The sequence below is a fragment of the Halomonas sp. genome (genome assembly GCF_034520545.1).
In the GTDB taxonomy this organism is placed as follows: domain Bacteria; phylum Pseudomonadota; class Gammaproteobacteria; order Pseudomonadales; family Halomonadaceae; genus Halomonas.
This window is the reverse complement of the sequence record NZ_JAXHNN010000011.1, coordinates 61,868-84,006: the sequence shown is the minus strand read 5'-3', so window position 1 is coordinate 84,006 and position 22,139 is coordinate 61,868. Positions and strand designations below refer to the sequence as shown.

At 65.5% G+C, this 22,139-nt stretch carries 22 protein-coding genes; 11 read left to right on the top strand and 11 right to left on the bottom strand.

What is annotated here, in order from left to right; genetic code table 11:
• Positions 1-19: 19 nt before the first annotated feature.
• From U5L98_RS14725 to serA, 3 genes are all read right to left on the bottom strand, one after another.
• Positions 20-1,363 (bottom strand): nucleobase:cation symporter-2 family protein, encoded by a 1,344-nt coding sequence (locus tag U5L98_RS14725; protein WP_322559058.1) that lies wholly within the window; start codon positions 1,361-1,363, stop codon positions 20-22.
• 61 nt (positions 1,364-1,424) lie between these two features.
• On the bottom strand, positions 1,425-2,780 hold the full coding sequence (locus U5L98_RS14720; RefSeq protein ID WP_322559057.1) for an 8-oxoguanine deaminase: 1,356 nt from the start codon (positions 2,778-2,780) through the stop codon (positions 1,425-1,427).
• A 147-nt stretch (positions 2,781-2,927) separates the two neighbouring features.
• Positions 2,928-4,178, bottom strand: a complete 1,251-nt coding sequence (serA, locus tag U5L98_RS14715) for a phosphoglycerate dehydrogenase (protein ID WP_322559056.1) — start codon at positions 4,176-4,178, stop codon at positions 2,928-2,930.
• A gap of 262 nt (positions 4,179-4,440) precedes the next feature.
• Here serA and U5L98_RS14710 point away from each other — a divergent pair, with 262 nt between their 5' ends.
• The 4 genes from U5L98_RS14710 to djlA are packed head-to-tail and all read left to right on the top strand — an operon-like array spanning position 4,441 to position 8,312.
• The gene (locus tag U5L98_RS14710) at positions 4,441-4,725 is read left to right on the top strand and encodes an exodeoxyribonuclease VII small subunit (protein WP_322559055.1); all 285 of its coding nucleotides are present in this window, start codon (positions 4,441-4,443) and stop codon (positions 4,723-4,725) included.
• Positions 4,712-5,599, top strand: a complete 888-nt coding sequence (locus U5L98_RS14705; protein WP_322559054.1) for a farnesyl diphosphate synthase — start codon at positions 4,712-4,714, stop codon at positions 5,597-5,599. The genes U5L98_RS14710 and U5L98_RS14705 overlap by 14 nt, the downstream gene beginning before the upstream one ends.
• Positions 5,600-5,614: 15 nt before the next feature.
• Complete coding sequence (dxs, locus tag U5L98_RS14700; protein WP_322559053.1) at positions 5,615-7,525, top strand: 1-deoxy-D-xylulose-5-phosphate synthase; 1,911 nt, start codon at positions 5,615-5,617, stop codon at positions 7,523-7,525.
• Positions 7,526-7,553: 28 nt separating this feature from the next.
• Positions 7,554-8,312, top strand: coding sequence for a co-chaperone DjlA (gene djlA / locus U5L98_RS14695; RefSeq protein ID WP_322559052.1), 759 nt, complete (start codon positions 7,554-7,556; stop codon positions 8,310-8,312).
• Between the two features lie 6 nt (positions 8,313-8,318).
• Here djlA and trhA read toward each other — a convergent pair whose 3' ends face one another.
• Both trhA and ribA read right to left on the bottom strand, forming a co-directional pair.
• Positions 8,319-8,987: a PAQR family membrane homeostasis protein TrhA gene (gene trhA / locus U5L98_RS14690; protein ID WP_322559051.1), complete on the bottom strand. Its 669-nt coding sequence runs from the start codon at positions 8,985-8,987 to the stop codon at positions 8,319-8,321.
• A gap of 51 nt (positions 8,988-9,038) precedes the next feature.
• Positions 9,039-9,674: a GTP cyclohydrolase II gene (ribA, locus tag U5L98_RS14685; protein WP_322559050.1), complete on the bottom strand. Its 636-nt coding sequence runs from the start codon at positions 9,672-9,674 to the stop codon at positions 9,039-9,041.
• Between the two features lie 155 nt (positions 9,675-9,829).
• Between ribA and hemE the strand changes: the two genes are divergently transcribed.
• From hemE to U5L98_RS14670, 3 genes are all read left to right on the top strand, one after another.
• Complete coding sequence (gene hemE, locus U5L98_RS14680; protein ID WP_322559049.1) at positions 9,830-10,906, top strand: uroporphyrinogen decarboxylase; 1,077 nt, start codon at positions 9,830-9,832, stop codon at positions 10,904-10,906.
• Entirely contained in the window at positions 10,899-11,291 is a 393-nt protein-coding gene (locus U5L98_RS14675; RefSeq protein ID WP_322559048.1) for a VanZ family protein, read from the top strand. The genes hemE and U5L98_RS14675 overlap by 8 nt, the downstream gene beginning before the upstream one ends.
• Before the next feature lie 140 nt (positions 11,292-11,431).
• Positions 11,432-11,860 (top strand): host attachment protein, encoded by a 429-nt coding sequence (locus tag U5L98_RS14670; RefSeq protein WP_322559047.1) that lies wholly within the window; start codon positions 11,432-11,434, stop codon positions 11,858-11,860.
• 55 nt (positions 11,861-11,915) lie between these two features.
• Here U5L98_RS14670 and U5L98_RS14665 read toward each other — a convergent pair whose 3' ends face one another.
• Positions 11,916-12,842, bottom strand: coding sequence for a LysR family transcriptional regulator (locus U5L98_RS14665; RefSeq protein WP_322559046.1), 927 nt, complete (start codon positions 12,840-12,842; stop codon positions 11,916-11,918).
• Positions 12,843-12,985: 143 nt separating this feature from the next.
• Here U5L98_RS14665 and U5L98_RS14660 point away from each other — a divergent pair, with 143 nt between their 5' ends.
• Complete coding sequence (locus tag U5L98_RS14660; RefSeq protein WP_322559045.1) at positions 12,986-13,762, top strand: ferredoxin--NADP reductase; 777 nt, start codon at positions 12,986-12,988, stop codon at positions 13,760-13,762.
• Positions 13,763-13,912: 150 nt separating this feature from the next.
• On the opposite strand, the gene glnK is transcribed toward U5L98_RS14660, so the two are convergent.
• The 3 genes from glnK to U5L98_RS14645 form a co-directional block, all read right to left on the bottom strand.
• The gene (gene glnK / locus U5L98_RS14655) at positions 13,913-14,251 is read right to left on the bottom strand and encodes a P-II family nitrogen regulator (protein ID WP_322559044.1); all 339 of its coding nucleotides are present in this window, start codon (positions 14,249-14,251) and stop codon (positions 13,913-13,915) included.
• A 153-nt stretch (positions 14,252-14,404) separates the two neighbouring features.
• Positions 14,405-15,664 carry an ammonium transporter gene (locus tag U5L98_RS14650; RefSeq protein ID WP_416208264.1) on the bottom strand — a complete coding sequence of 420 codons (1,260 nt, stop codon included), beginning with the start codon at positions 15,662-15,664 and terminating at the stop codon, positions 14,405-14,407.
• 35 nt (positions 15,665-15,699) lie between these two features.
• On the bottom strand, positions 15,700-16,038 hold the full coding sequence (locus tag U5L98_RS14645; RefSeq protein ID WP_151442145.1) for a P-II family nitrogen regulator: 339 nt from the start codon (positions 16,036-16,038) through the stop codon (positions 15,700-15,702).
• Positions 16,039-16,328: 290 nt separating this feature from the next.
• Between U5L98_RS14645 and U5L98_RS14640 the strand changes: the two genes are divergently transcribed.
• Together U5L98_RS14640 and U5L98_RS14635 are read left to right on the top strand one after the other, a co-directional pair.
• Positions 16,329-16,670: an accessory factor UbiK family protein gene (locus tag U5L98_RS14640; RefSeq protein ID WP_322559043.1), complete on the top strand. Its 342-nt coding sequence runs from the start codon at positions 16,329-16,331 to the stop codon at positions 16,668-16,670.
• A gap of 73 nt (positions 16,671-16,743) precedes the next feature.
• Positions 16,744-18,246 carry a YifB family Mg chelatase-like AAA ATPase gene (locus U5L98_RS14635; RefSeq protein WP_322559042.1) on the top strand — a complete coding sequence of 501 codons (1,503 nt, stop codon included), beginning with the start codon at positions 16,744-16,746 and terminating at the stop codon, positions 18,244-18,246.
• Positions 18,247-18,273: 27 nt separating this feature from the next.
• Here the strand turns inward: U5L98_RS14635 and U5L98_RS14630 are convergent, their stop codons facing one another.
• Entirely contained in the window at positions 18,274-18,756 is a 483-nt protein-coding gene (locus tag U5L98_RS14630) for a hypothetical protein (RefSeq protein WP_322559041.1), read from the bottom strand.
• Positions 18,753-19,727, bottom strand: a complete 975-nt coding sequence (locus U5L98_RS14625; RefSeq protein ID WP_322559040.1) for an alpha/beta hydrolase — start codon at positions 19,725-19,727, stop codon at positions 18,753-18,755. Before U5L98_RS14625 ends, U5L98_RS14630 begins: the two co-directional genes overlap by 4 nt.
• Before the next feature lie 219 nt (positions 19,728-19,946).
• Here U5L98_RS14625 and U5L98_RS14620 point away from each other — a divergent pair, with 219 nt between their 5' ends.
• A complete protein-coding gene (locus U5L98_RS14620) occupies positions 19,947-22,133 on the top strand; it encodes a malate synthase G (RefSeq protein WP_322559039.1) in 2,187 nt (728 codons plus the stop codon).
• Positions 22,134-22,139: the final 6 nt, after the last annotated feature.

Genomic DNA, 22,139 nt, shown 5'->3' with positions numbered 1-22,139 from the left:
CTCGCCGGGGTAGGTGTCGTCAGACGTCGCTGCGGAAGGGGCGCTCCTCGTTGGGCAGGATCAGGTTGAGGACGATGGCGCACAGCGCGCCGGGGATCAGCCCCGATTCTATGATCGCCTGGAGGTTGTCGGAGAGGTTGGCATAGAGCCCCTCCTGAGCCGGCAGGCCGATGGCCGCCGACAGCGAGACCCCGATGATCACCATGTTGCGCTTGTTGAAGTCGATATGGGAGAGCATCTTGATGCCGGCGCTGGCGATCATGCCGAACATGATCACCACTGCGCCGCCGAGTACCGCATTGGGAATGCTGGAGACGATGGCGCCGAGCTTGGGCAGCAGGCCGGCGATGACCAGGAAACCGCCACCGATGGCTACCACGTAGCGGCTGACCACCCCGGTCAGCGCCACCATGCCGACGTTCTGGCTGAAGCTGATCTGGGGGAAGGCGTTGAAGATGGCGGCGAAGACGCTGGCGAGGCCGTCGGCCATCACCCCGCCGGAGAGTTCCTTCGCCGTGGGCGCGCGATCCAGCCCCCCCGCGGTGGTGCCGGCGATATCACCGATCGACTCGGCGCAGGTCACCACGGCCAGCAGCACCACCGGCAGCACCGCGGCCCAGTGGAACTCCAGGCCGATGGCCAGCGGCGTGGGCAGCGAGACCCAGGCGGCGCCACCGATGGCGGAGAAATCCACCAGGCCGAAGGCGGTGGCCGCTACGTAGCCGGCCAGCAGGCCGATCAGCGGGGCCGCCTCAGACCATATGCCGCGACCGAACTGGTGAAGGCCCAAGGTGATGAGCAGCACCAGTCCCGCCAGCAGCAGGTGGTGCGAGGCCCCGAAGTCCTCGGCGCCGAAGCCGCCGCCTACATAGGCCAGGCCCACCGGCATCAGCAGGGTGCCGAGCATGATCACGAAGGTGCCGGTGACCACCGGCGGGAAGAGGAAGCGGAACCAGGGCAGGAAGAGCCCCACCAGAGCCATGGCCACCCCGCCGCACAGCGCCGCGCCCAGGGCCGCCGGCAGCCCCATGCCCACGGCGATGGGGATCAGTACCGGCACGAAGCCGAAGCTGGTGCCCATGACGATGGGCAGCCGGGCCCCGATGGGACCGAGCCCCAGCGATTGCACCAGGGTGGCCACCCCGGCCACGAACATGGCGGCCTGGATCATGAAGGTGGTCTGCTCGGCGGAGAGGTCCGCGGCACCGGCGATGATGATGGGCACGGTCACGTTGCCGACGAACATCGCCAGCACGTGCTGCAGCCCCAGGGGAATGGCGCGTCCCAGGGGCGGCATGGCGTCCACGTCCCGGGTGCTGCGCACCCGATGCTCCGTCCTTGCGTCGCTGGATTCGGTGGTCATGGGGGTGTCTCCTGTTGTCATTGTTGGACGTGGTTGAACACGGCTGGAAACGGGAAGGGAATCAGAGTGACCCGCGCAGCTCGCGGGCGGCCTGGTCATGGCGGGCCAGCAGGGCGTCGAGGTCGAAGTCTCGGGGTCGGCCGTCCTCGATGCGCCAACGCCCGGCGACCATCACCCGGTCGGCGCGATGGGCCCCGCACAGCAGTAGGGCCGCCACCGGGTTCTCGGCTCCCGAGAAACGAGCCTCATCGAGCCGGAACAGCGCCAGGTCGGCCTGCTGGCCGGGCGCCAGTCCGCCGATGTCGGTGCGGCCCAGGCACCCCGCCGAGCCCTGGGTGGCCCAGCGGATCACGTCGTCGTGGGTCACCTGGCTCGGCGAGTAGCGCAGCCGGCCCAGCAGCAGGGCCTGGCGCATCTCCTCGGCCAGGTTGGAGTGATCGTTGGAGGCCGAGCCGTCCACCGCCAGGCCCACCGGGCAGCCGGCCGCCTCGAGCTCCAGAGTTCGGCACATGCCGGAGCCCAGCACCATGTTCGACGACGGGCAGTGGGCGATGCCGGTGCGGGCCTGCCCCAGGCGAGCGACTTCCTGGTCGTTGAAGTGGATGCCATGGGCCAGCCAGGTGCGCGGGCCCAGCCAGCCGGTGGCTTCCAGGTAGTCCAGCGGGCGCATGCCGAAGAGTCGCTGGCAGTAGGCCGTCTCGTCCTCGGTCTCCGCCAGGTGGGTGTGCAGGCGTACGTCCTTCTCCTCGGCCAGGCGGGCGCTCTCCTGCATCAGCTCGCGGCTCACCGAGAAGGGCGAGCAGGGCGCCAGGGCAATGGTGGTCATGGCGCCGTCACCGCGCTGGTGATAGGCGTCGATGAGGCGGGCGCTCTCGTCGAGGATGGTGGCCTCGTCCTGCACCACCGACTGGGGCGGCAGGCCGCCGTCGTCTCGGCCCACGCTCATCGACCCCCGGGTGAGGGCGGCACGCACGCCGAGGCGACGGGCGGTTTCCACCTGGACATCGATGGCGCTCTCCAGCGCGCCGGAGAAGACGTAGTGATGGTCGGCCACAGTGGTACAGCCGGACATCAGCAGCTCGGCCATGGCGAGTTCGCTGGCCAGCGCCAGTTGGGGTTCGGTGAGGTTGGCCCAGACGTCGTAGAGGGTCGTCAGCCAGGGAAAGAGTTCCTTGTTCAGGGCCGGCGAATAGGCGCGGGTCAGGGTCTGGTAGAAGTGATGGTGTGTGTTCACCAGCCCCGGCAGCAGCACATGCGCCGAAGCGTCGAAGGTCGTGTCGATCGGCGTCGCGGGGGTGCCGCCCGCCGGCACGGCCTCGACGATGCGCGAGTCGCGGATCACCACACCGCCGGCGGCACGCGTATCGCTGCAGGCGAGGGGAGCCCGGATCCATAAGGTCTGTGAAGTCGGCTTCATGTGTGTACTTTCAGTATCAGTCAATAAGCGGCATGGATTGTGTACAAAGTGATAGGGTAAGTGTGATCTGTCAAGTCGTGGTAGAACCATGAAAAAGCCGCCGCGTCATCGACGCGGCGGCTTTGGTCTGCCGAAGGAGGGCGGGGCTCAGCCGGCGTAGCTGCTCTCCGAGTAGAGCACCCGTACGCGCAGGGTATGCTTCACCTGGCGCAGGGCCTCCAGCGCCCGCGAGCCGTAGGCCTTGTCCACGTCGATGACCACGTAGCCGATGCGCTCATTGGTCTGCAGGTACTGGCCGAGGATGTTGATGTCGTTCTCGGAGAGTACGCGGTTGATCTCGGAGAGGACCCCGGGCACGTTTTCGTGGATGTGCAGGAGACGGTGCTTGCCCGGGTGAGCCGGCAGGGCCACCTCGGGGAAGTTGACCGAGCTGACGGTGGTGCCGTTGTCGGAGTAGGTGACCAGCTTCTCGGAGACCTCGATGCCGATGTTCTCCTGGGCCTCGAGGGTGGAGCCGCCGATGTGCGGGGTGAGAATGACGTTGGACAGACCGCGCAGCGGGCTCTCGAACTCCTCGTCGTTGCCCTTGGGCTCTACCGGGAAGACGTCGATGGCGGCGCCGTGGAGGCGACCGGCCTTCAGTGCCTCGGCGAGGGCCTCAATCACCACCACGCTGCCGCGGGAGGCGTTGATGAGGATGGCGCCCGGCTTCATCAGGGCGATCTCGGCTTCACCGACCATCCAGCGGGTGGAGGGCAGGTCCGGCACGTGCAGGCTGACCACATCGGCCCGGGCCAGCAGTTCCTCGAGGCTTGCCACCTGGCGAGCATTGCCCATCGCCAGCTTGGTTATCACATCGTAGTAGATGACGTCGAAGCCCAGCGACTCGGCGAGCACCGAGAGCTGCGAGCCGATGCTGCCGTAGCCGATGATGCCGAGGGTCTTGCCGCGCGCCTCATGGGCGTTCTTCGCGGATTTCATCCAGCCGCCCCGGTGGGCGCTGGCGCTCTTCTCGGGGATGCCGCGCAGCAGCATGATCGCCTCGGCCAGCACCAGTTCGGCTACCGAGCGTGTGTTGGAGAAAGGCGCGTTGAAGACGGGGATGCCTCGCACCAGAGCAGCATCGAGATCCACCTGGTTGGTGCCGATACAGAAGCAGCCCACCGCGACCAGCTTCTCGGCCGCGTCGAAGACGCGCTCGTTGAGTTGAGTCCGCGAGCGGATGCCGATGAAGTGGACGTCGCGGATCTTCTCGATCAGCGTTGCCTCGTCCAGCGAGGTCGGCAGGTGCTCGATGTTGGTGTAACCGGCATTGAGTAGATTGTCCACCGCGCTCTGGTGGACGCCCTCGAGCAGCAGGATCTTGATCTTGCTCTTGTCCAGGGACGTTTTGGCCATGGTCGATTCAACCCCTTGGTCGGCGCGCGCCGCTTGCATGTGTCATGAAGATGCTGAAGAGCCTATGGCCCGCCGGAGAGGGGCTAGGACAGGCTCGAAACAGGGCCGGTAGCTTACCACAGCCGCCATGAGCGAGGATGAAAATGCTGAGCTTCCGGAGTGAATGGCATGCAAGTTGGGTGAGACCGGGCCGGGGCAGACGACCCCCCGGGGAGAGCGTGTATACTGTCCGCCCATGTACAAGCCACCAGCGAGAAAGGCGATGGCGGAACATCACAGCCAAGGAAACGGCGAGGAGCCGGCACCGGCCGACTTCGCCGCCACCGTCGAGCGGCTCGAGCAGCTTGTCGAGCGACTGGAGTCCGGCGAACTGTCGCTGGAGGGGTCGCTGGCCGCCTTCGAGCAGGGGGTGCGCCTGACTCGAGACGCCCAGCGTCGGCTCGACGAGGCAGAGCTGAGAGTGCGCACCCTGACCGAGGGCGAGGCCGGCGGGGTTGACCTGCAACCCTTCGACGCCCCTTCTGCGGAGGACGATGGTGAGCGCTGATTCCCTAGCAGGACGCCTGGCCGCGGATCGTGCCCGGGTCGATACGGGTCTCGAGGCGCTCTTCACGGCGCGCTCGGCCCCTTCGCCGCGTCTCGAAGCGGCCATGCGCCACGGCCTGCTGGTGGGTGGCAAGCGGCTGAGGCCGGTGCTGGTCTATGCGGCCGGCCGTGCCCTGGACGCCGCGGACGACGATCTGGATGCCCCGGCCATGGCACTGGAACTGGTTCATGCCTACTCGCTGGTCCATGACGACCTGCCGGCCATGGACGATGATGACCTGCGCCGCGGCCAGCCAACGGTGCATCGCGCCTATGACGAGGCCACCGCGATACTCGCCGGTGATGCGCTTCAGGCCCTTGCCTTCGAGGTGCTGGCGCGGACCGCCCACCCCCGGCTGCCGGCACTGGTCGCCAGCCTGGCCGGCGCCGCCGGACGCGACGGCATGGTGGCCGGCCAGGCGCTGGATCTCGCCGCGGTCGGCGGGCATCCTGATTCGGCGGCGCTGGCAGCCATGCATGGCCACAAGACCGGTGCGCTGATCCGCGCCGCCGTGCGTCTCGGCGGCCTGGTTGCCGTCGACGAGGCCGACCCGCGGCTGGCGGCCCTGGACGCCTATGCCGATGCCATCGGCCTGGCCTTTCAGATCCACGACGACGTCCTCGACGTGACCGGCGATACCGCTACCCTGGGCAAGACCTCAGGGGCGGATGCCGCCCGGGCCAAGCCCAACTATCCGAGTCTGCTGGGGCTCGAGGGCGCTCGCCGGCGGGCCGATGAGTTAGTCGAGACGGCCTTGGCGGCTCTGACGCCACTGGGCGTGGCCGCCACTCCCCTGGCCGACCTGGCCCGCTACATGATCGAGCGTGACCATTGACACTACAGGGTCTACATGAAGCTGTTCGATGACATCCCCGTCGAGCGTCCGGCCACGCCGCTGCTCGATACCCTGGAGACACCGGCGGCGCTGCGCGCCATGAATGCCGGCCAGTTGGCCCAGGTGGCCGATGAGCTGCGCGCCTATCTGCTCTATAGCGTGGGCGTTTCCGGCGGCCATTTCGGCGCCGGTCTGGGCGTGGTGGAGCTTACCGTGGCCCTGCATCAGGCGTTGGAGACCCCTTACGACCGCCTGGTATGGGATGTGGGCCACCAGGCCTATCCCCACAAGATTCTCACCGGGCGTCGTGAGGCGATGACCGGCATCCGCCAGTACGGCGGCCTTGCTGCCTTCCCGCGGCGCGCCGAGTCGGAGTACGACACCTTCGGCGTGGGCCATTCGAGCACCTCGCTCTCTGCGGCCCTGGGCATGGCCCTGGCCGCCCGCACCCGCGGCGAGAAGCGCCGCGTCTGTGCGGTGATCGGCGATGGCGCCCTGACCGCCGGGATGGCCTTCGAGGCCCTGGCGCATGCCGGTCACGTGGATGCCAACCTGCTGGTGGTGCTCAACGACAACGAGATGTCGATCTCCGAGAACGTCGGTGGCATGGCGAGCTACCTCGCGCGCATCCTGGTCAGCAAGCCCTACCTCAACATGCGCGAGAGTGGCAAGAAGGTGCTCTCTCACCTGCCCGGTGCCCTGGAGTTGGCACGGCGCACCGAGGAACACATGAAGGGCATGGTCAGCCCGGCCACGCTCTTCGAGGAAATGGGCTTCAACTATATTGGACCCATCGACGGCCACGATTTGCCGTTATTGATCGATACCCTGCATAACATGCGCGACCTGGAGGGGCCTCAGTTCCTTCATGTTAAGACGTGCAAGGGCAAGGGCTTCCTGCCCGCCGAGGCCGACCCTATCGGCTACCACGCCATCACCAAGCTGGAAAAGAACGGCGAGACGCCACCGCCGCTCAAGCCAAAGAGCCCACCGGCAAGCCGCCAGCAGAAGTACTGCCGTGTCTTCGGCAACTGGCTGTGCGACATGGCGGCGGTGGACGAGCGCCTGGTCGGCATCACGCCGGCCATGCGCGAGGGCTCCGACCTGGTGCGCTTCTCGAAGGAGTACCCCGAGCGCTACTTCGACGTGGCCATCGCCGAGCAGCATGCGGTGACCCTGGCCGCGGGCCTGGCCTGCGAGGCCATGAAGCCCGTGTTGGCGATCTACTCCACCTTCCTGCAGCGCGGCTATGACCAGCTGATCCATGACGTGGCGGTGCAGGAGCTCGATGTCACATTCGCCATCGACCGCGCCGGCCTGGTGGGCGAGGACGGCCCCACCCACCACGGCAGCCTGGATCTCTCTTACCTGCGCTGCGTGCCGGGGCTGGTGGTGTTGGCACCCGCCGATGAGGCCGAGTGCCGCGCGATGCTCAGTGCCGCCTACCACCACCCCGGCCCGGCCGCGGTGCGCTATCCGCGTGGCACCGGCCCGGGCGTCGCGACGCCCGAGCACCTCGAGCCGATCGAGATCGGCCGCGCCGAATGGCGGCGTCGTGGCACTGGAGGCGAGGTACGAGTGGCCCTGCTGGCCTTTGGCAGCCTCAATGGGCCGGCGGCGGAGGTGGCCGAACGCCTCGCGGCTAGCCACCTCAACATGCGTTCGATCAAGCCGCTGGACCGTGACGCCGTACTGGCCGCGGCCGACGATCACGACCTGCTGGTGACCCTGGAGGAAAACGTGGTCGCTGGCGGGGCCGGCAGCGCGGTCAACGAACTGTTGATGGCCGAGGGAGTGCAGGTGGAGGTGCTCAATCTCGGGCTACCCGATGCCTTCATCGAGCATGGCAAGCCTGCCGAGCTGATCGCCGAGTGCGGCCTGGACGCGGATGGCATCGAGGCCTCGATCCGCGCCCGGCTACCCTGAGATTTCACTTTACTGTCACGAGGTTGCGATGCTGTTCCTGATACTGATCGGTGCCCTGCTGGGGCTGGCCATCGGCGGCCCCATCGGCCTGCTGGTGGGCGGCGCCCTGGGTTACTGGCTGGGAAAGTCCCTGCGAAAGCGCCTGATGAACAAGCTCCTCGGCGCCCAGTCGCAGTTCCTGGAATCGACCTTCGCCGTCATGGGTTGCCTGTGCAAGGCCGATGGCCAGGTCTCCGAGGACGAGCTGGAAGCCTCCCGGCAGCTTTGGGATCGGTTGAGACTCGGCGAGGCCCAGCGCGCCCAGGCTCGCGCAGACTTCAACCGCGGCAAGGACCCCAACTTCGATCTGGACGCCGAGCTGGCCAAGATTCGCCACATCGCGGCGAATCAGCCAGCCCTGCGCCAGGTCTTCCTGCAGGTGCAGCTGGCCGCGGTGGCCGCCGATGGCGAGCTGCACCCCGCCGAGCACGAGATGCTGATGCGGGTGGTGCGGGGCCTGGGCTGCAGCGAGGCCGAGATTGCCCAGATCGAGGCCATGTTGCGTGGTGGCTCCGGAGGCGCGGATGAACATGGTCCATCGCTGGAGGATGCCTACCGGGTGCTGGGCGTCGATCAGGACGCCACTGACGCCGAAATCAAGAAGGCCTATCGCCGCCTGATGAGCGAGAACCATCCCGACAAGCTCGCCGCCAAGGGGTTGCCCGAGAGCATGCGCGAGGTCGCCAAGGAGCGCACCAGCGAGATTGGCAGCGCCTACGAGCGCATTCGCAAGGCCCGTGATGCCTGATATGGCTCAGGCCGTGAAGGGCAGTACGGTAGTGTAGACCGCGAAATAGTGACAGGTGCTGCCGCCCATGACGAACAGGTGCCAGATGGCGTGGTTGTAGGGGATGGCACTGATGGCATAGAAGGCCACCCCCAGGGTATAGATGACGCCGCCGGCGACCAGCAGAGTGAGGCCGGTATCGGAAAAGCGAGCCGCCAGTTCGTCGCCGGCGAAGACAATCAGCCAGCCCATCACCAGATAGATAGTGACTCGCAATGCCGCGAAGCGGTGGGGCCAGGCCAGCTTCAAGGCGATGCCGGCTATCGCCAGGGACCACACGGCGGCGAACAGCGTCCAGCCCGTCGGGCCGCGCAGGTTGACCAGCAGAAAGGGCGTGTAGGTGCCGGCGATCAGCAGGTAGATCGCACAGTGGTCCAGCAACTGGAACATGCGCTTCAGGCGTGGGTGGCGGACGCCATGGTAGAGGGTGGAGACGGTGTAGAGCAGCACCAGGCTTGCGCCATACAAGCCGATACCCACGAGCTTCCAGGGGTCGATCCGAGTGGCCAGGCTGGCCAGCACGAGCAGTACTACTACCCCGACAAGGCTGAGCACCGCACCGATGCCATGGCTGATGCTGTGAACCAGTTCCTCGAGGCCGCTGAAGGGTGCCTCGTCGTCGCGGGTGGGTTGCATCTTCAGGGAGCCTCTTGGCAAGGAGCCGCCCCGATACCGGGAGCCGGTGGCTCAGGGCTTGCGTTCAATATCCACGTCACTGGCCTGAGTGAAGTCGCCCAGCGCCATCATGTGGCCCAGCTTGCCGGCCTTGGTGGTGAGATATTGTTCGTTGTGCGGATTCAGACCGGTGGTCAGCGGGACGCGTTCCTTTACCACCACGCCAGCCTGGGTCAGGGAGTCGACCTTGCGAGGATTGTTGGTCATCAAGCGTAGCGCCTTGATACCCAGGTGATCGAGCATCGGCACGCAGAGGTCGTAGCGGCGCAGGTCGGCAGCGAAGCCCAGCTGCTCGTTGGCTTCCACGGTGTCGGCGCCGGCATCCTGGAGATGGTAGGCACGGATCTTGTTGAGCAGGCCGATACCGCGACCTTCCTGACGCAGGTAAAGCAGCACGCCCCGCCCTTCCTCGGCGATGCGCTTGAGCGCTTCCTGCAGCTGGAAGCCGCAGTCGCAGCGCATGGAGAAGAGCGCATCGCCGGTCAGGCACTCGGAATGGACCCGCCCCAACACCGGTTCGCCATCGGCCACGTCACCCAGAGTAAGGGCGATATGATCCTTGCCAGTGGCGTCATCCTCGAAGCCGTGCATGATGAAAGTGGCCCAGGGAGTGGGCAGCCGGGAGGCGGCGATGAATCGAATCGTCACGATGTACCTCGGTGGAAGACCACGGCAATGCCGACGGGGTAAAGGATCATTCTATCAGGAAGGCCGGGCTGGCTCATCGTTGTGTCACGGGGCTCATCCCCGGGCCTTTCGATGGGGTACAATGGCGCCCACATTTTCCGTGGATGAGCGCCCGCATGGAACTCAAGAACGACCGCTTTCTGCGCGCCCTGGCGCGTCAACCCGTCGACCGCACCCCGGTGTGGATGATGCGCCAGGCCGGCCGCTACCTGCCGGAGTATCGCGAGGTACGTGGCCATGCCGGTAGCTTCATGGACCTGTGTCGCAACCAGGAGCTGGCTTGTGAAGTCACCCTGCAGCCGCTGGAGCGTTATTCTCTGGACGCGGCCATACTCTTCTCGGATATTCTGACCATCCCTGATGCCATGGGGCTGGGGCTCTACTTCGAGACCGGTGAAGGCCCGAAATTTCGCAAGCCGGTGCGCACCTCAGCCGAGGTGAATGCCCTGCGGGCGCCGGATGCCGAGCGCGACCTGGACTACGTGATGCGGGCGGTCTCGACCATCCGCCGCGAGCTAAACGGTCGGGTGCCGCTGATCGGCTTCTCCGGCAGCCCCTGGACGCTGGCCACCTACATGGTGGAGGGCGCGTCGAGCAAGGACTTCCGCCACGTCAAGACGATGCTCTACGATGCGCCGGACACCATGCACCGGCTGCTCGATACCCTGGCCCATGCGGTCACCGACTACCTCAACGCCCAGATTCGTGCCGGCGCCCAGGCGGTGCAGATCTTCGATACCTGGGGCGGTGCACTTTCCACGCCGGCCTACCTGGAGTTCTCGCTGCGTTACATGGAGCAGATTGTTGCCGGCCTGATACGCGAGCACGAAGGACGTCGGGTGCCGGTAATCCTGTTCACCAAGAACGGCGGCCAGTGGCTCGAGCACATCGCGGCGACCGGCTCCGATGCCGTTGGCCTCGACTGGACCACCGAACTCTCCGATGCCCGGGCCCGGGTCGGGCATCGTGTCGCCCTGCAGGGCAACCTGGACCCTCACGTGCTGTTTGCCCGCCCCTCTGCGATCCGTGCAGAAGTGGCGCGCACCCTCGACAGTTTCGGCCACGGACCCGGCCATATCTTCAACCTGGGACACGGCATCAACCAGTTCACCGATCCGGATCATGTCACGGCCTTCATGGACGCCCTGCATGATCTGAGTCCGGCCTATCATCGCAACATCGCCCATGGCTGACTGGTTTCACCGGTTGGTCGTGGGGGAAGATTCATCGTGGCGTCGCCGCTGGGCCGTGCTGGCCTGCCTGGCGGCCCTGGTGATTGCCTGGGGCAGTCTGACGCCGAGCAGCGAGCTGCCCGAGACACTGCCCTGGGACAAGGCCAGCCATTTCATCGGCTATGCCGGCCTGGCAGGCCTGATCGGGCTCGCCGGCGTCTACCTGCCGCTTGGCTTCCTGGCTGCGCTGCTGCTGGGCATCGCCATCGAATTTGCCCAGCTCCTGGTTCCCGGTCGCAGCGGCGGCGACTGGGCCGATATCCTGGCCAATGGCCTCGGGGCCGGTGCGGCCTTGCTGCTGCTGGTCGGCCTGCGTAAGTACCTGGCAGCCGGGCGCCGTCGCTGAGCCCGGGTCCCGCCGCTCGGGAGCCATCGCGTATCGCCCGGTTGACCAACGGGTGCGCGCTTGCCAATGTGGAACGAGAGGCGGAGGTAAATATCCCTTAGGGAGGACTTCCGTCAATTCACCAGCATCAAGGAGCGGCTATGACAACCTATATCGTGGTGGCTGATGCGGCACGGGCTCGACTGTTCACCCGCGATGGACTCAAGGTCAGCGAGAAGGACAGCCTCGTCCACGCCGAGGGTCGAATGCACGAGGGGGATTTGGTTACGGATCGCGGTGGCGATGTCCACGAGTCGACCTCGACGACCTCGCGTAGCGCCGGCGGCGAGAACGTGGCGACCCAGCACCACGAGGAAATCTTCGCCCGCGAGGTTGCCGAGCGTCTGTATCGTGCCCGCGTCGACAACACCATGGAGAAGCTGATCCTGGTAGCACCGCCACGCTTCCTCGGTCAGTTGCGGGACAAGGTCGACGGCCCTACCGCCAAGCTGGTGATCCACACTCTTGCCAAGGATCTCACCAAGGCGTCCCTCGCCGATATCCAGGAGGCCGTCAGCGACCTTCGCTAGTCACGCACCGACGTCTCCCCTGCGGCCCGGCCCTGTCTCGCCGGGCCGCGCTGTATCAGGGCACCTGGGGCAGGTCGATCTGGTCGCTGCGGCGGATGCCCTCGGTCATCTGCCGACACAGCTTGAGGAACTCGCGCATGCCGGTGGCCAGATACTTGTGACGGTGCCAGATGAAGGTGAACTGGCGGCTCAGGTCCAGCTCCGGGGTGGCGATGGGCACCAGGCTGCCGCGGCGGAAGGCGTCGCGCAGGGCCAGCTTCGAGATGCAGCCGATGCCGAGCCCCGATTCCACCGCCCGCTTGATGCCTTCGGTATGCTCCAGTTCCAGCAGGATGTTGAAGCGCCCGCGGCGGTGCCGAGCCGCCTGCTCCAAGGTCAGCCGGGTGCCGGAGCCCTGCTCGCGCATGATCCAGGCCTCACGCAGCAGGCGATCCAGTTCCACCGGGCCAGCCGTGGCGAGGGGATGGCGGGGTGAGCAGAACACCGCCAGCTCGTCTTCCACCCAGGGTTGGGTGATCACGTCCTCCTCCTCGCACTGCCCTTCGATCAGCCCCAGGTCGAGCCCGTGCTGGCGAACGCTGTCGATGATGGTCCGGGTGTTGCGCACCGAGAGGCGCACCCGGCTGCCCGGGTGGCGTTGCATGAAGTCGCTGATCAGCAGGGTTGCCAGGTAGTTGCCGATGGTCAGGGTGGCGCCTACATCCAGGGTACCGATGCCTTTCTGGCCACGCAGCAGCTCCTCCACCTCTTCGGCGCGATCGAGCAAGGCCACTGCCTTGGGAAGCAGCTGGAAGCCCAGTGCATTGAGCTTCAGGCGCTTGCCGATGCGGTCGAGCAGCCGACAGTCGAACTGCCGTTCCAGTTCGGCGAGGGCGGTGCTGGTCGCCGACTGCGAGAGCGCCAGGGCGCGAGCCGCCCGGGAGACGCTCTCGTGCTGGGCCACGGCGACGAAGACTTCCAGCTGGCGCAGGGTGTAGCGCATGATGCTCCTCTGGACTCATGATATCTACAGGATAGATAAGTGTTATCCATACAATCCATTTAACAGATAATGGCACGACTCTTAGAATTGACACAAAGATTGGTTGTCCGGTCTATTCGTTTATAGAATATCAAGGAGTCGGCATGAGCAAGTTTGCGCTTGAGGACGTTCTGAGTGTGCACCACTGGAACGATACCCTGTTCAGTTTCCGGACTACCCGCGAACGCAGCTTGCGCTTCAAGAATGGCCAGTTCGTGATGATCGGCCTCGAGGTGAACGGCAAGCCGTTGATGCGGGCCTACTCCATCGCCAGCCCCAACTACGAGGACCACCTGGAGTTCTTCAGCATCAAGGTGCCCGATGGTCCCCTGACCTCGCGCCTCCAGCATCTCGAGGTGGGCGATCAGATCATGGTCAGCCGCAAGCCCACCGGTACCCTGGTCACCGATGATCTGCTCCCGGGGCGCAATCTCTACCTGCTCTCCACCGGTACCGGCCTGGCTCCGTTCATGAGCCTGATCCAGGACCCGGAAGTCTACGAGCGCTTCGAGAAGGTGGTGCTGGTGCATGGCGTGCGCAATGTCAGCGAACTGGCCTATGCCGACTTCATCCAGAAGGACCTGCCTGCCCACGAGTATCTCGGCGAGGAAATCAGCGAGAAGCTGATCTACTATCCGACCGTGACGCGTGAGACCTTCCATACCATGGGGCGGCTGACAGACCATATTCGCAATGGCAAGCTGGCCGAGGATACCGGCCTGCCGGCCATCGATCCCAAGCAGGACCGTGCCATGATCTGTGGCAGCCCGGCGATGCTCGACGACACCAGCGCCTTGCTTGATGAGCTCGGCTTCACCATCTCGCCGCGTATGGGCGAGCCAGGGGACTACGTCATCGAGCGGGCATTCGTGGAAAAATAAGCTCGAAGATTGAAGAGCGCCGCTACGCGGCTGGAAGCCGGAAGAGAAAACCCCCGTGTCCTAGGCCACGGGGGTTTTCGTCTGAAGGCTTGCTAGTACCTTGGTTGGCTTCCAGCTTCCAGCTTCCAGCTTCCAGCTTCCAGCTTCCAGCTACACAGCATCCTTGCCGGTTTCCCCGGTACGAATACGGAGTACCTGCTCGAGCGTCGTGACGAAAATCTTGCCGTCGCCGATCTTGCCGGTATTCGCGACTTGGGTGATGGCGTCGATCACCTTCTCGGACATCTCGTCGTCCACGGCAACCTCGAGCTTCACCTTGGGCAGGAAGTCGACCACGTACTCGGCCCCGCGATAGAGCTCGGTGTGGCCCTTCTGGCGACCGAAGCCCTTGACCTCGGTGACGGTGATGCCCTGGACGCCGATCTCGGAGAGCGATTCCCGTACGTCGTCGAGCTTGAACGGCTTGATGATGGCGGTCACCAGTTTCATGGTCTTGATCCTCGTCCTGTCAGTTGGTTGGTGACGCTGGTCGCCACCCCTGTAGCATTCATTGTGCCAGAGCATACACCCGCTACGGGAAGAATAAAAAAGGCCCCCAGAAGGGGGCCAGCAGTAGTACGTCAGCTCGGTCTTGAACGTGTCTTACTTCTTGGAGGCGCTGAACTCGGGATAGGCTTCCATGCCGCACTCGGTCAGGTCGACGCCTTCGTACTCCTCCTCCTCGGTGACCCGGATGCCCATTACGGCCTTGAGGATCAGCCAGACGATCAGGCTGGCCACGAAGACCCAGAAGAAGATGCCGAGGATACCGATGATCTGGGGACCGAAGCCGGCTTCCGCGTTGGTGAGCGGGACCGCCAATACCCCCCAGATACCCACCACCCCGTGAACGGAGATGGCACCCACCGGGTCGTCCAGCTTGAGCTTGTCGAGGGTGACGATGGCGGCGACCACGATCAGGCCACCCACGATGCCGATGAGGGAGGCGCCGACGGCACTGGGAGAGAGCGGATCGGCGGTGATGGCCACCAGGCCGGCCAGGGCACCGTTCAGGGCCATGGTCAGGTCGGCCTTGCGGAACCACAGCTTGGCCAGGATAAGGGCGGCGATCACCCCTCCGGCAGCAGCGGCATTGGTGTTGACGAAGACCTGGGCGACGTTGTTGGCGGAAGCAGCGTCGGAGAGCTTGAGTTCGGAGCCCCCGTTGAAGCCGAACCAGCCCATCCACAGGATGAAGGTACCCAGGGTGGCCAGCGGCATATTGGCACCGGGGATGGCATAGATGCTGCCGTCCTTGCCGTACTTGCCCTTGCGCGGACCGAGCACGATCACGCCGGCAAGGGCCGCAGCGGCGCCGGCCAGGTGGACGATGCCGGAACCGGCATAGTCGGAATAGCCGACTTCGGCCAGCCAGCCGCCGCCCCAGGTCCAGTAGCCGGACACCGGGTAGATGACACCGGTCATCACCACCGCGAAGGCCAGAAAGGCCCACAACTTCATGCGCTCGGCAACCGCGCCGGAGACGATGGACATGGCGGTTGCCACGAACACCACCTGGAAGAAGAAGTCGGAGCGCATCGAGTAATAGGGCGCGTCTTCACCGCCGGCGGTAATGGCATCCACGGTATTTTCGCCGCCGATCAGGAAGCCCAGGTTGGGCAGAAAGCCTCCCGCGCTGCTGGAGTACATCAGGTAGTACCCGAGAATCAGGTACATGGTGCAGGCGATGGCGAACAGCGCGATGTTCTTGGTGAGAATTTCGGCGGTGTTCTTGGAGCGTACCAGGCCCGCCTCGAGCATCGAGAAGCCGGCGGCCATCCACATCACCAATACGCCGCAGATCAGGAAGTAGAAGGTGTCGACCGCATACATCAGTTCGGTCAGTTGAGGAATATCATTCATGCGTCAGTCTCCGTTCTGGGAAGTCGTGGGCGTCGTTAAACGGCATCGGCGCCGCGCTCGCCGGTGCGGATGCGGATAACATCCTCCAGGGGCGTGACGAAGACCTTGCCGTCCCCGATCTTGCCGCTGTTGGCGGCGCTGCAGATGGCATCGAGCACCGTCTCCAGACGATCGTCGTCCACCGCGACCTCGACCTTTACCTTGGGCAGAAAGTCGACGACATACTCGGCCCCGCGATACAGCTCGGTGTGGCCCTTCTGGCGACCGAAGCCCTTGACCTCGGTGACGGTGATGCCCTGGACGCCGTTGTCGGCGAGTGTTTCGCGCACGTCGTCGAGCTTGAATGGCTTGATGATGGCAGTGATCAGCTTCATCCCGGTTCTCCCCTGCTGGATGTCGGCGGCGTGATGCCGCGCGATGGGTGGCTGCCTTGCTAAAGCGTAAATCATGCCATCATTGAAAATATGTATTTTATATCAGCACTTTGTAGAGATTTTTTAGGTGGGATTTTGGTGGTGTGAAGCTCAGTGCTGCCTTGAATGCACTCTTGTGGTGCCTTGTCGTGGTGCGCGTGCCCCATGAGAGAGCGGAAGTGGGGAATGCGCTGGGCGGAAGCCTTGCGTATCCTGTGGTCAGGCATCCATCACGATTCAGGAGAGACACCATGGTGAGCCAAGATCGCATCAGCCGCCTGGCCCAGCAGATCGGCGACCGCCTGCAGGGCGCTTCCCAAGCCCCGGAAGAGGTGCAGAAGGGGGTCCAGCAGGTGGTCAAGGGCGCCTTCGATCGCCTGGAGCTGGTCTCGCGGGAGGATTTCGATATCCTGATGGACGTGTTGCAGCGCACCCGGGCGCGGGTCGAGGCGCTGGAGGTGCAGGTGGCAGCCCTCGAGGAGGCGCTGGACAGCAACGCCTCGCCAGAGGCGGAAGCGAGTGAGCCTCCGGCCGCGTTGCCGAGCGAGCAGACTCCCGAGGAGGATGCCGGCGCCGGTGAAACCGACCGCTGATCCCCATCCGGTGCCGGGCGCATCCCGGCCGCCTGGGCTAGCCTGAGGTCAGACGGGCTGCGAGGGAGCGCCGATGACGCTGGCAATCATCCACACTCGGGCAGGTCTCGGGCTCGAAGCGCCCGAGGTGCTGGTCGAGGTGCATCTGGCCAATGGGCTGCCCGGCATGACCCTGGTGGGCCTGCCGGAAGCCGCCGTCAAGGAGAGCCGCGAACGGGTACGCAGTGCCCTGGTGAATGCCGGCTTCGATTTCCCGCTGAGGCGCATCACCCTCAACCTGGCGCCCGCCGATCTGCCCAAGGAGGGGGGCCGCTTCGATCTGCCCATCGCTCTGGGCCTGCTGGTAGCCTCCGGCCAGGTGCCGCTCGAGGCGCTGGCGGACGTCGAATGCGCCGGCGAGCTGGCCCTGGATGGTCGGCTGCGCCCGGTGACCGGCGTCCTGCCGCTGGCCATGGCGACACGGCGCGCCGGCCGGCGACTGATCGTGCCACGGGCCAATGCCGACGAGGCGGCCCTGGCCGGCGATCTCGAGGTGCTGCCCGCAGATCACTTACTGGAGGTGGTGGCTCATCTGCTGGGTCAGACGCTCATCGCGCCCCATCGCTCACCGAGTATCGTCCCGACACCCGTGGCGGGACCCGACCTGGCGGAGGTGCGCGGCCAGCATCAGGCGCGTCGAGCCCTGGAGGTGGCGGCGGCCGGCGGCCATAACCTGTTGTTCGCCGGCCCGCCCGGCACCGGCAAGACCATGCTGGCCAGCCGCCTGCCGGGCATCCTGCCGCCGCTCACCGAAGAGGAGGTCCTCGAAGTGGCGGCGATCCGCTCGGTCAGCGGGCTGGCGCATGCCGAACAGTGGGGTGTCCGCCCCTTCCGAGCCCCGCATCATACCGCCAGTGCCGTGGCCCTGGTGGGTGGTGGTTCGAAGCCGCGGCCCGGTGAGATTTCCCTGGCTCATAACGGCGTGTTATTCCTCGATGAGCTCCCGGAGTTCTCGCGGCATGTGCTCGAGGTGATGCGCGAACCCATGGAATCGGGACAGATCCATATCGCCCGGGCCAGCCATGAAAGACGATACCCAGCAGGCTTCCAACTGGTAGCAGCTATGAACCCCTGCCCCTGTGGCCACCTGGGCGATCCGCGTCAGGCCTGCCATTGCACGGCCGCCCAGATCCAGCGTTACCAGGCGCGCCTCTCGGGACCGCTGCTCGACCGCATCGATCTGCAGGTGGAAGTGCCTGCGCTGGCTCCGGAGCAGCTCACCTCTCGTGAACCGGGCGAGTCCTCGGCGGTGGTGCGCGAGCGGGTGCTTGCGGCACGAAAATGCCAGGCGGCCCGTGGTGCGCTGAATGCACGGCTGGCCGGACAGGCCCTGGAGGAAGCCTGTGCTCTGCAGGCGGCGGATCGCGCCTGGCTGGCCGGCGTGCTGGAGCGGCTCAAGCTGTCGGCACGGGCCTACCACCGGGTACTGCGGGTGGCCTTGACCCTGGCAGACCTTGCCGGCGAAGCGCGCCCCGGGCGAGACCAGTTGATCGAGGCCATCGGTTACCGCCAGCTCGATCGTCTGCTTAAGGGATAAGGAGTTGAAGTGAGGGGGAATGACGCGCTACAGCGCCGTGGCGTCCAAGGCCCCGCTGATCTCGCTGCGCCAATCTGGGGCGTCGCCGCCTCTGCGTCGCAGTTCCAGGCTGAGCCGATAGGGCAGTAACTCGCGGTCAGAGAGTCGCAGCCGCGGGCCATCGGCCTCGAGGCGACTGTCCAGGCGCCAGTGGTTATCGAAGCTCCCTTCGGCCATGGCCTCGCGCCACGCCAGCACCTGTGGGCCGTCGGAAACGGCCAGCAGGGCGCGAGTCAGGCTCTCGAGCAGACGCTCGTCGCTGAGTCCCAGGCTCGGGTCGACCTCCGGTTCGGCCAGCAGCAGGACCTGATCGGCCGCCGGTTTGGGCATGGGGGGGGTCGCCACGAGCTGCTCGGCGGCGCGCTCGCCCAGCCCGAACAGGGCCTGTCGGTCGGTGGTCGGCTGATCCGGCGCAGCGGCACAGCCGACAAGCAGCAGGGTCGCCAGCAGCAAAGGCAAATGGGGTTTCATGTCGAGGTTGTCTCGTGGGTTGGGGTGTCGGCCGGCTCCAGTCCGGCAATGAAGCGATCGAGTAGCGCGAAGAGCTCGCGACGAATCGGCTCGGCCTCGTTGACCAGGTGGTGACGAGCCTCGGGGTGGCGATGGATCTCGGCGTTGGGAAATTTGCGCGCCAGCACCTCGAGGTTCCACTCCCAGTCCACGGTTAGATCCTGCTCACCCTGCAGGATCAGGGTGGGAACCGGGCTCGGTGGCAGTGCCAGCAGTTGCGGCATCCAGCGTCGCATGGCCCCCACCCAGTCCATCGCCAGGCGATCGGTTTGGAGAGGGTCGCCCTCGCGCAGGAAGTCAGCGAAGTCGGCATCCGTGGAATTGGCGCGGAACTTACGCGGGATCGAGTTCACGAAGGGCCCCACCAGGAGATGCAGCCAGCTCGACTGATTCCAGCCCCAGGGGCGCACCAGCGGCGCTAGCAGCGCCAGCCCCGACCAGGCGCCATCGTCTCCGCGGGTCAGGGCGTCGGTGGCGAGAATCGCCGCCCCGGTGCTCTGGCCGATGCCGAGCCAGGGACGGGGGGCCAGCCCCACCTGTTCGAGATGTTGCTGCAGGTGGTGCAGGCAGTTGCCATAGTCCTTGAAGTCGTCGATCGAGGCACGACGGCCGCTGGAAAGGCCATGGCCGGGCAGGTCCCAGAGTACGACCCGCCAGCCACGCTCGAGTAGGCATTCCAGCAGATGTCGGTAGAGGCCGAGATGGTCGAAGTAACCGTGTACCACGAAGGTAGTGCCGATGGGTGCTTCGGGACTCCACACCTGGGTCCAGAGGCGGAAGTCGCCGGCCTCCAGGTAGCCCACATAGAGCCCCACATGCTCGGCAAGCAGCGGCGCCAGGCCATAATGGCCCAGATAGCGCTCGAGATTCTTGCCAGACAGGTCTGCAGGGGCCAGGGTGCCCAAGGCCTGCAGGGGGGTGAAGTCGCTCATCGGTTTCTCCGCAATGCCCGTTCATGCTAGCGCCAAGCCGATAGGCCGGCCAGCGATGCCTTGGCCTAATCTTTTGGTATAGCGGCAAATGGCAAGAGGCCTGTACGGGTTTACATGTGGAAGTATTTTCCACAAAATCGGTACCACGCAGTCATCATTCCCTGTCCGGCCGGTCGGTGCCAGGGGGCACCGAGCAGCCAAGCATGAGGAGCACGACCCATGACCCAACGCATCACTCGCCATCGCCTACAGGTGGCCGCCGAGCTGGACCATTTCATCAACGAACAGGCCCTGCCGGGCACGGGTGTCGACCCTGAGGCCTTCTGGGCCGGCGTCGACGCCCTCTTCCACGATTTGACCCCGCAGAACCGCGAATTGCTCGCCGAGCGTGATCGCCTGCAGGAGAAGCTCGATGCCTGGCATAGCGAGCACCCCGGCCCGATCCATGACATGGCTGCCTACCGTGCCTTCCTCGAGGAGATCGGTTACCTGGTGGAGGCCCCGGCCAACGTCAAGGTCACTACCGGCAACGTCGACCGCGAGATCGCCGTCCAGGCTGGGCCGCAGCTGGTGGTGCCGGTCAACAATCCGCGCTATGCGCTGAATGCCGGCAACTCCCGGTGGGGCAGCCTCTATGACGCGCTCTACGGTACCGACGCCATTTCCGAGGAGGGCGGTGCCGAGAAGGGGTCGAGCTTCAACCCCAAGCGTGGCGAGAAGGTCATCGGCTATGCTCGTGGCGTCCTCGATCGGGCCGTGCCGCTGGCCACCGGCTCCCACCACGATGCCGTCAAGTACGTGCTGCGCGACGGCCACCTGGTGGTCTCACTGGACGGCGGTCGCGAGACCGGCCTCAAGGACCCGGGCAAACTGGTGGGCTTCAACGGCTCGGCCGAGAGTCCCGAGTCCATCCTGCTGGCCAATCACGGCCTGCATCTGGAGATCCAGATCGATCCGAGCCACCCGATCGGCAAGACCGACCCTGCCGGCGTAAAGGACGTGGTGGTGGAGGCAGCGCTGACCGCCATCATGGATTGCGAGGACTCCGTAGCCGCGGTTGACGCCGAGGACAAGGTCGGGGTCTATGCCAGCTGGCTCGGCCTGATGAAGGGCGATCTGGAGGAGCAGGTCGAGAAGGGCGACAAGACCATCACACGCCGCCTCAACGCCGACCGCACCTGGCACAACACCGAGGGGGGGACCGTCACCCTGCCGGGTCGCTCGCTGATGTTCGTGCGCAACGTGGGCCATCTGATGACCACGCCGGCGGTGCTGGATGCCGATGGCAATGAGCTGCCCGAGGGTATCCTCGACGGGATCGTCACCGGCCTGATTGCCCTGCACGACCTGAAGAAGGGCGAGAACGAGGCGCGTAACTCACGTACCGGCTCCATGTACATCGTCAAGCCGAAGATGCATGGCCCGAAGGAAGTCGCCTTCTCCAATGCGCTGTTCGGGCGCATCGAGGATATCCTCGGCATGGCTCGCGATACCCTGAAGATGGGCATCATGGACGAGGAGCGTCGTACCTCGGTCAATCTCAAGGCCTGCATTGCCGAGGCGACCTCGCGGGTGGTGTTCATCAACACCGGCTTCCTCGATCGCACCGGTGACGAGATGCATACCGCCATGGAGGCGGGCCCGATGATCCGCAAGGGTGACATGAAGGGCTCCGCCTGGATCCAGGCCTACGAAAAGAGCAACGTCCTGGTCGGCCTGGCCTGTGGGCTGCGCGGCCGCGCTCAGATCGGCAAGGGCATGTGGGCCATGCCCGAAATGATGGCGGCCATGCTCGAGCAGAAGATCGGTCATCCCAAGGCCGGTGCCAACACCGCCTGGGTGCCGTCTCCCACCGCCGCCACCCTGCATGCCCTGCACTACCATCAGGTAGATGTGGCGGCGGTGCAGCGCGAGATGGAAGGCCAAGGCGAATCGGACCTGCGTGAAACGCTTCTCGACGACCTGCTTACCGTTCCGGTGGCCGAGTCACCGCAGTGGAGCGACGAGGAGCTTCAGCAGGAGCTGGACAACAACTGCCAGGGTATCCTCGGCTACGTGGTGCGCTGGGTGGAGCACGGCGTGGGCTGCTCCAAGGTGCCGGACATCCATGACGTTGGCCTCATGGAGGATCGTGCCACCCTGCGGATCTCCAGCCAGCACATTGCCAACTGGCTGCGCCATGGCGTGGTCGACGCCGACCGTGTCCGGGAGACCCTGGAGCGCATGGCCAAGGTAGTCGACCAGCAGAACGCCGGCGATCCGACGTATACGCCGATGAGTGCCGACTTCTCCGCCTCGACGGCCTTCCAGGCTGCCAGCGACCTGATCTTCAAGGGGCGCGAGCAGCCCGCCGGCTATACCGAGCCGCTGCTGCATCACTGGCGTGCCGTGCACAAGGCGAAATAATCGGCT